A 12,941-nucleotide genomic window follows, 5' to 3' on the forward strand; every position below is an offset into this window, starting at 1 on the left:
TCTTGTCTCCGGACGCGATTAGAAGCTGTACCGCAGGCCGACCTGGCCCATGGCGTTGATGACGGCATCCAGATCGTCCGCCTTGGCGCTGTCGAGCCCAAGCGAAGCGGATGCCTGAAGATTGCGGTTGATGAGGCGGTTGTAGCTGGTGAACGCGCCCAGGTTCAGCACGTCGAGCCGCGCGCCGCTCGCATCGAAATAGTTCGCGTAAATGGCGCTATCCAGGCTGGAACGGCTGTCGATGACATAGCTGAGCGATGCCGTGCCATACCAATTCTGGTCCCGCGTCCCACGCACGAACACGGTCTGGCCCGAAGGCGTCACGAACTTGCGCTGCGAATAGCCAAGGCCGACGCCGACGCCCCAAGGGCCGCGCTGCGCCGCATATTGGGCAGCAACGCCCCGATAGCGGAAGTTCGTGTCCGTGACTCCGGCCAACGCATCGTTGAAGCACTGCCCGCCGCCGCTTTGCGAAAAGGCGCAGCCGGTGAAGTCGCCCGTGAAGGGGTTGCGAACGACATTCAGGCTGCTGCCGGACACCGCCGCGACATTGGACGTGATGATCCGCCCGAAGCTGTCGATGCCGTCGAACACCACCAGCGCGAAGGACTGCCCCCGGCCCTCCCAGACGAAGCTGCCGCTATAGGTCATGCCGCCATAGCGCTCGCCGACACGCGCCTCTAGCGAGGTGCGGTGACTGGGCCGCCAAAGCACGCCAACGTCCCAGATGATGTCGTCAAAATCGTAGATAAGCGCGCGTGGCGAACTCTCGTCCGTGACATAGCGGCCGTTGCGGATGATGGGCACGCCGCTCACATCCAACTCGGGCGAGCGCTGGCTGATCTTGATCCTCTCATAGCCGACGCCACCGGCGATCGCGACGGTCGGCGACACAGGGAGGGTAGCGTCCACGCGGCCCCAAGCATCCTCGAACCGCTGATCAAGTTCGCTCGCATCCTCGCGGTCATATCCGGCGCTGGCCACGATGCCGATCGGCAGCCAGACACCCGGTGCCACGCCGACCGAAGCAGCGAGGCTATGGGTCACGGAGTCTGCGAAAGAGCCCGCAGCGGACGCCCCGGCAAAGTCGGCATTCACGTCTTCATCGACCCGCGCATAGCCAAGGCGGTAGGAGGCAGTGACGTCGATGTCGCCGAAGGATGACGCGTAGGATGGGCCGACATAGCCTGCATAGACCTGGCTCGTCTGGCTGTCGTTCAACATCGCCGCACCCGACAGGCCATCGGTGCGAATGCGCGTGGCAAGCGCCCCCGCATTGAGCGTCAGCCCCGGCGAGACCAGATACTGGCCCGAAATGATGCCGCTGATCACATCCTGATCGCTGGCCTCACGCCCCCAGCCGAAGCTGTGATTATATTGAATATCTGCGACCGCCTCGACCCGGCGCGTCTGCAATTGCGCGGTCAGTCCCGCCGTCACATTGGTGTAGGTCAAGACATCGCCGCCGCCTTTCAGTGGCACGAGCACGGTCTGGTCGATGCCCAGATAAGGCGTGACATCGACCTTCCGCTCCTGCGCCATGACAGGCGACGCAGCCAGCGCTACCGCGCCCAGCAACGCCAGGGAAGTACGCAACATCATGCGTCGTCGCTCCCCTTGCCATAATAGCTGCCAAAGCGGCGGCCCGTGGCCGAGAAGGTGACGCCGTTCAGCAGCAGTTGCACCTTGCCCGCAGCTTTCAGCATGCCTGCCGCGTCGCGCAGCGCGCTTTCGCTGGTCTGGTCAGCACGCACCACCAACAGGGCTATGGCGGCATGGCTCGCCAGCACGGCACCGGCCGATGCCACAAGCAGAGGCGGCGAATCGAACAGGATGATCCGGTCCGGCCGTCCCTCGGTCAGACGGCTAAGCAGCATTTCCGTCCGCGCAGACGCCAGATATTCGGTATCATTGTTGCTGCGCTGTCCCGCGGGCAGCACGGCAAGAGACGGAATGTCAGTACGGATCACGCAATCCTCGATCGCGATCGACGGATCGACGATGGCGTCCATCAACCCCGGCCCGCTCGTCAGCCCGAGCGCCTCGGGAATGCCGGGCTTGCCAAAGTCGGCATCGACCAGCAGGATTTCCCGGTCCTTTTCCGCTGCCAGGCTAAGCGCCAGGTTGATCGCGCAGAAGCTCTTGCCCTCCCCACTATGCGCCGAGCAGACAAGCACGCGATTGCCGCGTGGATCATCCCCCAACTGCGCGAGAAGATCGCGCTTCAGCAGCCGAAACTCTTCGCTGATCGCCGTCACCGGCCCATCGGGCATCAGCCAGCCATTTTCGCCGAGCGTGATCCGATCGATGCTCTGCACCGGCCCGCGCCAGTCCGGCGCGCGATGTCCTGCATCCGGCGTCACCGGCCGGGCGACCTCCACCACGGGCGGCATGGGCTCATCCGCAGGCACCTCGACCGCCGGAGCAGCACGCCCCTGCAAGGCCGCGCTGAAATCGTAGATCTCCGTCGCCCGCTCGATCAGCGAACCTTTGGAAAGCGAGCTATGCTTGTTCATTGTCCCGCTCCTCAGGCCATGCCGCGCTGGATGAATTCGACGAGGATCAACAGCACGCACAACGCCGCCAGCCCCCCGCTCGCACCGGCAAACCATTTGAACCGCTGCTTTTCGACCGCCCGCTGCGCGGCGCTCACCGTCTGCGTGATCGATCCGATGACCGGCAGGCCGACCGCCCGCTCCAGCCGTGCCGCCGTCGGGAAGCTGCCCTTGAGCTGCCCCATCGCAAAGGCGGTGCCGACGCCAGCACCGATGCCGACGATCAACACACCCAGCAGCAACAGCGGCCGGTTTGGCGCGACCGGCGCGGTGGGTGCGCTCGGCGGATTGATGACGCGGAACTGGACAGAGCCGGTCTCGGTCTTCACATCGCCACGCAGGCGCACGTCCTCCCGGTCGGCCAGCAGCTTGTCATATTGGGTCTTCAGCACCTCATAGTCCCGGTCGAGCTTTTCCTGCTCGGCGGCGAGGCCCGGTTCATCGGTCTGGCGTGAGGACATGGCGTTCAAGTCAGCCTGAAGCTGCGCCTTGCGCGTCTGCAGCGCCTGGACCGTCGCCGCTCGCTCGGCCTGCATCGACTTGATCGACAGATAGGCCGGATTGGGCGAGCCAGCCGCCCCACCGCTACCGCCACCCTGCCGCCGCAGCGCATCGACCTGCCGCTGGGCCGCTATCACGTCCGGATGGTCATTGGTCCAGCCCCGCGCGCGCATACCGGCCAGATCCGCCTGTGCCTGTGCGAGCGCGGAAGGGCCGCCCGACGCGCCAACGCCCGGCAGCACTTGCGGCGTACCGGCAAGCTGGCCGTTCATGGCGCTCAGCGCGCTCGACGCCTGCACCAGCTGCGATTCGATATTGTTGATCTCCATCCGCGCCGCGTCCATGCGCTGGCCGATGGACCCCGCACCCGGCAGCATCCCCGCATAGCGCTGCTCGAACTCGACACGGCGCTGCTCGGCGGCGGCAAGCTGACGCCCACGCTGCGCGATCTGCTGATCGAGGAAGGCAAGGCTCTGCCTGGTCTCGACCCGATCTGAGGACAGGTTGGTTTCCTGGAAAATCTCGATCAGCTTCTGCACCGCCTGCTGCGCGATCCGCGCATTGGCGCCGTCCGACAGGCTGGAATCCGCCGACTTGGCGCTGATGTCGATCATGCTCGGGTCAGCCTGCGCCATCACGGTGATGCCTTCGCGCAGCGCCGTGATCTTGGCCGCAATGTCGCGCGGGCCGCTGATCGTCTGGTTGAGGTCGGTTTCCTTGACCACCCGCTCCAGATTGGCCGTGCTCGCCAGCGTCTGGCGCACGCGGTCCAGATCCTGCTGCGACTGGACCTGCGTGATGCCGACCTTGTCCTGCAAGAGCGACTGCGTGTTCACATAGACGCGCGCCTTGCTCTCATAGCTGTTGGGCACCAGGGCAATGCCCAGCCAGCCCAGCATGCACAGGCCCCATGCCACGGCCAGCGCCAGCCAGCGCCGGGTCCATATGCCGTGAAGGGCGACCAGCAGTTCGTCGTAAAGACCCGCCATATCAGAACATGCTTTCAGGAATGATGATGACATCGCCGGGCGCCAGCATGACGTTCGCCTTGCTGTCGCCGCGCTTCAGCAGATCGCCGATACGGACGTTGAATTCCTGCTGCTTGCCCTGCTCCTTGTTGAAGCGGACGAGTCGCGCCCGGTTGCCCGCCGCATATTCGCTAAGACCTCCAACGGAGATCATGGCGTCAAGCAGCGTCATGTTGGCACGGTAAGGAATGGAGGCAGGCTTTTCGGTCGCGCCGACGATCCGCACCTGCTGGCTGAACGTGCCAGAGAAATTGTTGACGATCACCGACACCAGCGGATTTTCGATATATTTGGTGAGCGCCACCTTCATGTCGTCGGCCAGCTGCTTGGGCGTCTTGCCCACGGCGGGCATGTCGGCAACCAGCGGCGTCGTGATGCGCCCGTCCGGCCGTACCTGAACCTTCGCGCCCAATTCCGGATTGCGCCACACGAAGACGGTGAGGTCGTCGAGCGGGCCGATCACATATTCTTCGCCCGGCCCCTCCTGCTGCGCCACGAAGGATGCGGGCGGCAACTGGGGTCCACCGCCGCCCGAAGCGCAGCCCGACAGCGCCAAAGCAGGCAGCGATGCGCCGATCAAAGCCCGGGAAACCGACAGGAAACGCATATCTTCACCTCATGACAGGGCCGCACGCAAGCACAGCCGCCAGAGAGGTGAAGCGGCCGCAAAGCGATGGGCTTTGGGCCTCTTCTTGCCTTCAAAGGGTAAAGATACGGTTAGGCGTCAAACTATTGGTATATCAGCCAAGTAGTAGTTCGAGTGCAGGCGGATGGCCGAGGAAGGCCGAAGGGCTTGCAGACGCTCCATAGGCCCCTGCGGCGAAGATGGCGATCAGGTCCCCTTCCACCATGGGGGGCAGAGCGACCTTGTCCCCCAGCTTGTCGATCGGCGTGCACAGGCACCCAACTACCGTCACCGCCTCCTCAGCAGGCGAAGCGCCGTAACGGTTCGCCACCGCCATCGGATAGTTGCGCCGCACCACCGTGCCGAAATTCCCGCTCGCCGCCAATTGGTGGTGGAGCCCGCCATCAACCACGACGAACGTCTCGCCCTGGCTCTGCTTCACATCGACCACACGGGTCAGATAGACACCCGCCTCGCCCACCAGCCAGCGGCCAAGCTCCATCGCAAATTCACTGTCCGCCAATATGTCGGCCCGCGCCTGGAGTGTCTGGCTCAACGCATCTCCGATCGGCGCGATGTCCAACCGCTGATCGCCCGGAAAATAGGGAATGCCAAATCCGCCACCCAGATTGACCAGCGGCGGCGCAACGCCCACGGCGTCCGAAAGCCGCGCCGCCAATCCCACAGTCGCCGCCTGCGTCTCGATCAGCGCTTCCGCCGCGAGCGCCTGCGATCCCGCGAAGATATGCCAGCCGCGCCAGTCAGCCCCCGCATCGATCAGCGTGCGGGCAAGCCCCGCTGCGCGATCCGCATCGACACCAAAAGGCTTTGCGCCGCCGCCCATCCTCATACCCGAGCCCTTAAGATCGAAATCCGGATTGACCCGCACCGCCAGCCGGGGCGTCCGCCCCCGCTTCTCGGCAATCGCAAGCGCGCGCCGCGCCTCACCCTCCGATTCCAGGTTCAGCGTCACCCCAGCGTCAATCGCGGCGGCAAGTTCGTCGTCGCGCTTTCCCGGCCCGGCAAAGCTCACATGCGCGGCATCCATGCCCGCTTCCAGCGCACGCGCCAGTTCACCGCCCGAAGCCACGTCAAAGCCATCGACCAGCCGCGCCATGCGCTCCAGCAGCGCCGGATAGGGGTTCGCCTTCACCGCATAATGGATCGACAGTTGCGCAGGCATGGCGTCGCGCAAGTCACGCACCTGCCGTTCGACTATCCCCATGTCGTACACGAAGAGCGGCGTATCTCCCGCTTCGTCAACCAGGCTCGCCGCGCCGCATCCGCCGATCAGCAACATGCCTTCCTCACCCTCGAAAAAGGGCGGAACAGGTCCCATCGGCTTCATCGATCAAATTCCTTGGCAAGAGCTACACGGTCGATCTTGCCATTGGGCGTGCGCGGAAATTCCGCCAGCCTGATAATCGTCCGTGGCTGCATGAAATTGGGCAGTTCGGTCTTCAACCTTGTCTCCACCAAAGCCTCGGCCTCTGCCTCGACTGATCGGATGAGCAGCAGCACCGCCTGGCCCAACCGTTCATCCTTGATCCCCAGCGCGACAGCTTCCGCAACGCCCGGCACGGCTACGGCAGCCTCCTCGATCTCCGTCGGACTGATGCGATTGCCCGAAGACTTGATCATCGCGTCATCGCGGCCAACGAAGTAGAGCAGCCCTTGCTCATCGCGCCGCACGGTGTCACCGGACCAGACCGCCATGCCGCCATAGCGAGAGGAAGGCGGCGCGGGCTTGAACCGCTCCGCCGTACGTGCCTCATCCCGCCAATAGCCCTGCGCCACGAGCGGCCCGCAATGAACCAGTTCCCCCGCTTCATCGTCATCGGTCAGGCTGCCATCCGGCCGCACGACCAAAATCTCCGCATACGGGATCGCCGACCCTATCGAATCTGGATGGCTGTCCACCAGCGCAGGCGGCAGGTAGGTCGAGCGGAACGCCTCCGTCAGGCCGTACATCGGATAGAGGTCCGCCTGCGGAAAAAGGCTGCGCAGCTTCGCCACCAGCGGCCGCGTCAGCGCTCCTCCGCTGTTCGTCAGGCGCTTGAGCTTTCCCGCCACTTCCGGCTTCCATTCAAGCTCCGTCAGCTGAACCCAAAGCGGCGGCACGCCGGCCAACGTCGTGATGTCGCGCGTGTCCACCGACTTCATGACGTCACGCGCCGTCAGATAGTCGAGCGGATAGACACAGCCGCCCGCATACCAGGTCGAAAACAGCTGATTCTGCCCATAGTCGAAACTGAAGGGCAGCACGCACAGCGTCCGGTCCTGCGCGCCAAGCCCAAGATAGCTGGCCACGCTCACCGCCCCGAGCCACAAATTGGCGTGGCTCAGCATCACGCCCTTGGGCCGCCCGGTCGATCCGCTTGTGTAGAGGATCGCCGCCAGATCATCCGGGCCTGCTTCAGAGGGCGGCAGTCCATCCCCGCCACTCATGGCCGCGGCTGCATCCTCCTCCCGCAACAGGCGGCAGTCACCCGGCAGGTCGTCCGGCTCCAGGGTATCCAGCCGCGCCGGCGAGCCAATCAGCAACCGCGCGCCGCTGTCGGCCAGAATATGCGCCACCTGCCCATGTTTCAGCAGTGGGTTGACCGGCACATGAACCAGCCCCGCACGCGGCGCGGCAAGCGGCATCAGCGCAGCAACCGGTCCTTTCGCAATCCAGCTGGCGACCCGCGCGCCTTTCTCAAGCCCGAACCCCGCCAGCCATGCAGCCAGACGGCCAAGCGTCTCTTCCAGTTCAGCGAAATTCTGTGATCCCGACCGGCCATCCAGCGCCGGGCGCGCCGGATCGCCACGCAGCAGCAAGTGGTCAATCGGGCGAACTTCCTCGCCATCGATCAGGGTGGCGCTGCTTAACTCCATTTACAGACTTTTCACCTAAGGCGTGGGGACGGTGCCGGGGAGATAATGATTTGCTGGTCACAAGGGAATATAGCACGATCGCGGAAGCCCGGCTGGCGCTGGCGGGCCGCATGGATCGCGCCCCTTCCCTCTTCGACCGCATCGACTGGTTCGAATCGCTCCACCATCATTGCCTTGCCAGCAACCCCGTCCGCATTCTCCAGGCGCAGGAAGGCTCGAACGAAGCCTGGCTGTTCCTGCAGTCGCCTTCAAACGATCGCCAGAGCGCACTCGCCAACTGGTACAGTTTCGCCTGGGCACCGGTCTATCTTGGCGATCCCGACGCGCAAACACAGCGGCGTTTGGTGGAGGTTCTCGCCGCCATTTTGTTCAAGACGGGCCGCCATATCGACCTCTACCCTGTCGCCGACAGCGCAGACCTGCTGCTCGATGCCTTCCGCCGCAGCGGATGGTTCGGCGTGCGTCGTCCGATGGGCGGGCGTCATGTTCTGAACCTCAACGGCCGCGACTTCGCGGCCTACTGGGCCGACCGCCCCACCCGTTTGCGCAATCAGGTCCATCGGAAGGCCCGCTCCAACCGCTTCACCTTCGAAATCCGCCATGACGTCATCGACGCGCTGTGGCAGGATTATGTGGCGGTCCATGCGAGCAGCTGGAAACAGCCCGAACCCGGCCTCTCCTTCCTGCGCGCGCTGGCGGAGCGGGAAGCAGCCGCCGGTACGTTGCGGCTCGGCTTCGCGCGCCTCAAGGGTCAGCCCGTGGCGACGCAGTTCTGGACCGTGGAAAACGGCACGGCCCTGATCCACAAGCTCGCGCACGACAGGGCCTTCGATGGCGCGTCCCCAGGTACGCTGCTCAGCCATGCCATGTTCGCTCACGCCATAGATGCCGACAAGATCAGCCATATCGACTATGGGACCGGCGACAATGCCTACAAGACGGAGTGGATGGAGGAGCGCCAGACGCTCTATCGGCTCGACTTCTTCAATCCGCGTTTTGCCTCCACCTGGTTTCCCGCCGCCCGCACAGCCATTTCCGCCCTTGTGGGCTAGGAGCGGAACGACTAGGTAGACGCCCCATCATGCGGGCGGAAACCTCTATGCCGGTCGACCGGACAAGCGACATGACGAAGCCGATGCGCGATCTTCTGCGCGATGTGCTGGGACTTTCTCAGGAACGGGTCGACGCGTTCGACGCCGACACGCCGCTATTCGGCGCGCTGCCGGAACTGGACTCGATGGCCGTCGCCAGCCTGCTTACGGCAATGGAAGACCGTTTCGACATCCTGATCGAGGATGACGACATCGACGGCGAAACCTTCGAGACCTTCGGGACACTGGTCGCTTTTGCGCAGGCGAAGACAGAGGCCTGAACAGTCCTCCCCTCAGTACCAACAGGTCCGTTCGGGCTCAGCCTGTCGAAGCCCTTCCCTTTCTTCGACGAGCAAGGAAAGCCCTTCGACAAGCAAAGGGCCTACCGTAGATAGCTGGGTCTCAAGCAGACGAGGCGCGCAATGCGCGCCCGCCCATCGCCCTACTCCGCTGCCATCGCCTCGAAGTCGGCCTCTGCCAGAAACTTCTCGACGTCCAGCGCCGCCATGCAGCCCATGCCAGCAGCCGTCACCGCCTGCCGATAAATCTTGTCGCTGACGTCGCCAGCCGCAAAAACGCCAGGGATGGACGTGCGCGTCGTGCCCGGCTCCACGACCAGATAGCCGTCATCCATCGGCAGCTTGCCCGCGAAGAGCTCCGTCGCCGGTTGATGGCCGATCGCGACGAACGCGCCGTCCGTTTCGATGTGCGAAGCCTTGCCCGTCACCGTATCGACCAGATCGACGCCGACCAGACCTTCCGGATTGCCGCCGCCCACGAACCGCTCGATCTTCTGGTTCCAAAGCACTTTGATGTTGGGATGCGCAAACAGCCGCTGCTGCAAGATCTTCTCCGCCCGCAGCGAATCGCGGCGGTGGATCAGCGTGACGTCATGGCTGTGGTTGGTGAGGTACAGCGCCTCCTCGACGGCCGTATTCCCGCCGCCGATCACCACCACCTTCTTGCCGCGATAGAAAAAACCGTCGCACGTAGCGCAGGCCGACACGCCCTTGCCCTGCAACTGCTGTTCGCCTTCAGTGCCCAGCCACTTGGCCTGCGCGCCCGTCGCGATCACCAGCGTGTCCGCGAAGTAGCGCGTGCCGCTGTCGCCCGTCAGGCGAAAGGGTCGCTCCGAAAGATCGACATCGATGATCTGATCATACATCATCTGCGCGCCGACATGCTCTGCCTGCGCTTGCATCTGCTCCATCAGCCAGGGACCCTGGATCACGTCACGGAAGCCCGGATAATTTTCCACGTCCGTGGTGATGGTCAGCTGCCCACCCGGCTGCATGCCCTGCACCACGATCGGCGCCATACCCGCCCGCGCGCCGTAGATGGCGGCCGAAAGCCCGGCCGGGCCAGAGCCCAGGATCAGCATGCGAGTGGAATGCGTTGCAGTCATCTAAAGGTCCCCAGCTCATGGATTCGTGTGCCGCGATGACATAGGCAGCAGCGTCCCGCGCGCAACCCTCCCGATCATCGGAAATCACTCGATTGTTGCCGATTTCGGGCTTCCGCGTTGCCACGCGAGTCAATCCATGACGTTGGGCAGGTCCTCAAACCCCTTGCGCAGCGCCGCCGACCAGCTGTGCGAAAGCAGCTGGAACTCCTCATTATCGGCCTCGATGCGTGTCTTCACACGAAAGTCGAACTGGTCCCGCTCGATCACCGTCAGGTCCAGCGGCATGCCAACGGACAGGTTCGACCGGAGCGTCGAATCCATCGACACCAGCACCGCCTTCGTCGCATCCTCCAGCGTCGTCTCCCGCTTGATGATGCGGTCCAGGATCGGCTTGCCATATTTATGCTCGCCAATCTGGAAGAACGGCGTGTCCTCGGTCGCCTCGATGAAATTGCCCGCCGAATATATGAGGTAAAGGCGCGGCTTGCCCCCACGCCGCTGCCCCGCGAGCAGGATGGAAGCGTCCGCGCCCGATCCCTGCATCTCTATCGTGCTGCGATAATGCTGCTGCATCTCGCACATCGCATCGCCGACCAGCTGCGCCGCCCTGTGCATGGTCGCGCAATTGAGGATGCTTTCGACATCGGGATCAAGCTGTGCCTCCTTGATCGCTTGACCCAGCATCGTCTTGACGCCTTGCGTGATCGACAGGTTGCCCGAGCACATGAGGACGATCGCCCGCTCGCCAGGCACGCTGTAGGTAAAGCTTTTCCGGAAACGGGCGATATTATCCATGCCCGCATTGGTGCGAGTGTCCGACAGCATGACCAGACCCTGGTCCACGCGCACCGCCACACAATAGGTCATCGCCCACCGGGCTCCTATATTCGTTCAACCCTGCGGGATGGCGGTCTGAAGGCTTTGTTGTTGCTGGCGTTGCAACTGCCTTTCTTCCACCCCTTCCTCCGCCTGCGCGATCCGAACGTCCGCGTCAATCCACATCTCGCCCGCCGCCGTCACCGATCCCCGGATGGGCGCCGCCGCATTGGCATCCAGCCCGGATGCCAGCCGCAGATAGCGTTCCGTAACGCAGACCCGGTTGGAGGGATCGAAGCCGACCCAGCCCAGGTCCGGCACCAAAGCTTCCACCCAGGCATGTGTTTCATGCAGGGCGACGCCACCCTCCGCCAGCAGATATCCCGTTACGTAGCGCGCGGGAATCCCCAATATCCGCGCCGCAGCGATGAATATCTGCGCATGATCCTGACACACCCCGGCCCCCAGCGCAAAGGCCTCCGCCGCTGTGGTCGCCGACGATGTAACGCCGCTGCGATAAGCCACGGCATCGCTGACCGCCGCTGACAGCGCATGCAGCCGCGCCAGCGGCCCATCCGCATCGGGCAAGGAAAGCGCCATCGCGCGGATCGCTTCGGACGCCCGGGTTAGCGACGTCTCCCGCAGGAAAAAGGCAGGCGGCACGCCACAGCTGACGTTACCCAATACGCCACTGGTATCCACCGTTTCGGCCAGCCCCTCCGCAACGATCGAGGCATCGTCCAGCCGGTCGTGGCGGATCCAGACCGCCTCCATTTCGCCGAAACTGTTGGGACGAAAGGTTTCGACCGGCTCGCCATTCACGCTGACCCGCCACTCCAGCACTTTCTGCGACGCCGTATCGATCGGCATCAGCTTCAGGCGCATTGCCACACGGCCTGCCGCCGCGGCGTAGCGATAAGTCGTCTGGTGACGCACCAGCAATTTCACGGTGTGCGGCGCTCCTTCATCCGAAATGATAGGTCTGGGCGATCTCCGCGCCCAGTTGATTGGTCATCTTCAACCCGCCCTGCACCGTCTCGTGCAGGCCGACGCGGAAAATCTCTCCACTGTCCAGCTGCTCCAGATGATCCACCATCTGTCGCACCGTCTCGTGACACGTGCCCCGCCCGTTGTGCCAGCCCGCCAGCCGGTTGAGCCGATAGGCAAGCTGGTCGTAGCAATAGGCGACGCTGCGCGGGAAAAGGCGGTTCAGCATCAGGAAATCGGTGATCTGCCAAGGCGTATAGGTGCCGCCATAAACATGATGATAGGCCCGCGCGCCGGACAAGGCATAGAGCACCGATGTCCATTGATAATGATCGCGATTGCCGCCGATCACCTCGGTTTCCGGCAGCAGCACATAATATTTGACGTCCAGCAGCCGCAGCGTCATCTGCGCCCGTTCCAGCGCTGACCCCGCCCGCAGGAAATCATGCCCTTCATTGCGCAACTGCCCTGAATGCGCGGCGCCCCGGAAAGTCATGACCCGGGTCTTCACCCAGTCGATCAGCGCTGGCAGCTGCTGCCGCGCCTCACCCACATCATAGCTGTCGAGCTTGCGCCACCCTTCGTTCAGCGCCTCCCACATGTCCTGGGTCAGCATGGTGCGCGCCGATTTCGCATTGGCCCGCGCCCGCAGCAGGCAGGACCGGATCGAACTGGAATTGTTGAGGTCCAGCATCAGATAGGCGACCGCATCGCTCTCCGTCACCTGAACGCCTTCAGGAAACTGGCCCTCGACGCCCGTCGCCCGCACCACCGACCGCCACTCGTCCCTGTGGTGCGCCCCGGGCAGGATCGCCATGCGCTGCCCCATGGTCAACAGCCGCGCCGTAGCCTCGGCCCGCTCCATATAGCGCGCCATCCAGTAGAGATTTTCAGCTGTGCGGCTCAGCATGGGCGCGACCTCCCCCGCCGCGCGATGCCATCCCTCGCCGTCATCCCAGCGAAAGCTGGGATCTCAGGCGAGAGCGCGCTGCATAGCCTCACGAGATCCCAGCTTCCGCTGGGATGACGATGACTGCGAAAGGCGCTGGCAACCTC

Annotated in this window: 12 protein-coding genes; 2 read left to right on the plus strand and 10 right to left on the minus strand. The window is 64.0% G+C overall.

The window, feature by feature from the left end:
* Positions 1 to 18: 18 nt before the first annotated feature.
* The 6 genes from MU848_RS09095 to MU848_RS09120 all read right to left on the minus strand — a co-directional run bounded on the left by MU848_RS09095 (position 19) and on the right by MU848_RS09120 (position 7,586).
* Positions 19 to 1,599 (minus strand): hypothetical protein, encoded by a 1,581-nt coding sequence (locus MU848_RS09095; RefSeq protein ID WP_380800664.1) that lies wholly within the window; start codon positions 1,597 to 1,599, stop codon positions 19 to 21.
* Positions 1,599 to 2,516 (minus strand): AAA family ATPase, encoded by a 918-nt coding sequence (locus tag MU848_RS09100; RefSeq protein WP_247231272.1) that lies wholly within the window; start codon positions 2,514 to 2,516, stop codon positions 1,599 to 1,601. The genes MU848_RS09095 and MU848_RS09100 overlap by 1 nt, the downstream gene beginning before the upstream one ends.
* Positions 2,517 to 2,527: 11 nt before the next feature.
* Entirely contained in the window at positions 2,528 to 4,045 is a 1,518-nt protein-coding gene (locus MU848_RS09105) for an XrtA system polysaccharide chain length determinant (protein ID WP_247231274.1), read from the minus strand.
* Position 4,046: 1 nt separating this feature from the next.
* Entirely contained in the window at positions 4,047 to 4,691 is a 645-nt protein-coding gene (locus MU848_RS09110; protein ID WP_097091422.1) for an XrtA/PEP-CTERM system exopolysaccharide export protein, read from the minus strand.
* 133 nt (positions 4,692 to 4,824) lie between these two features.
* Positions 4,825 to 6,057: a pyridoxal-dependent decarboxylase, exosortase A system-associated gene (locus tag MU848_RS09115; protein ID WP_201513724.1), complete on the minus strand. Its 1,233-nt coding sequence runs from the start codon at positions 6,055 to 6,057 to the stop codon at positions 4,825 to 4,827.
* Positions 6,054 to 7,586, minus strand: coding sequence for an acyl-CoA ligase (AMP-forming), exosortase A system-associated (locus MU848_RS09120; protein ID WP_247231276.1), 1,533 nt, complete (start codon positions 7,584 to 7,586; stop codon positions 6,054 to 6,056). The genes MU848_RS09115 and MU848_RS09120 overlap by 4 nt, the downstream gene beginning before the upstream one ends.
* Before the next feature lie 50 nt (positions 7,587 to 7,636).
* Here MU848_RS09120 and MU848_RS09125 point away from each other — a divergent pair, with 50 nt between their 5' ends.
* Both MU848_RS09125 and MU848_RS09130 read left to right on the plus strand, forming a co-directional pair.
* Entirely contained in the window at positions 7,637 to 8,638 is a 1,002-nt protein-coding gene (locus MU848_RS09125) for a GNAT family N-acetyltransferase (RefSeq protein WP_247231278.1), read from the plus strand.
* 29 nt (positions 8,639 to 8,667) lie between these two features.
* Positions 8,668 to 8,958: a phosphopantetheine-binding protein gene (locus MU848_RS09130; protein WP_247231280.1), complete on the plus strand. Its 291-nt coding sequence runs from the start codon at positions 8,668 to 8,670 to the stop codon at positions 8,956 to 8,958.
* 161 nt (positions 8,959 to 9,119) lie between these two features.
* On the opposite strand, the gene trxB is transcribed toward MU848_RS09130, so the two are convergent.
* The 4 genes from trxB to MU848_RS09150 all read right to left on the minus strand — a co-directional run bounded on the left by trxB (position 9,120) and on the right by MU848_RS09150 (position 12,795).
* Positions 9,120 to 10,082 (minus strand): thioredoxin-disulfide reductase, encoded by a 963-nt coding sequence (gene trxB / locus MU848_RS09135; RefSeq protein WP_097091419.1) that lies wholly within the window; start codon positions 10,080 to 10,082, stop codon positions 9,120 to 9,122.
* A 129-nt stretch (positions 10,083 to 10,211) separates the two neighbouring features.
* On the minus strand, positions 10,212 to 10,949 hold the full coding sequence (locus tag MU848_RS09140; RefSeq protein WP_097091418.1) for a peptidase: 738 nt from the start codon (positions 10,947 to 10,949) through the stop codon (positions 10,212 to 10,214).
* Between the two features lie 24 nt (positions 10,950 to 10,973).
* Entirely contained in the window at positions 10,974 to 11,846 is an 873-nt protein-coding gene (locus MU848_RS09145; RefSeq protein WP_247231282.1) for a transglutaminase family protein, read from the minus strand.
* 16 nt (positions 11,847 to 11,862) lie between these two features.
* Positions 11,863 to 12,795 (minus strand): alpha-E domain-containing protein, encoded by a 933-nt coding sequence (locus tag MU848_RS09150; protein WP_097091416.1) that lies wholly within the window; start codon positions 12,793 to 12,795, stop codon positions 11,863 to 11,865.
* Positions 12,796 to 12,941: the final 146 nt, after the last annotated feature.

The sequence above is a fragment of the Sphingobium agri genome, from assembly GCF_023051225.1.
Lineage (GTDB): Bacteria > Pseudomonadota > Alphaproteobacteria > Sphingomonadales > Sphingomonadaceae > Sphingobium > Sphingobium agri.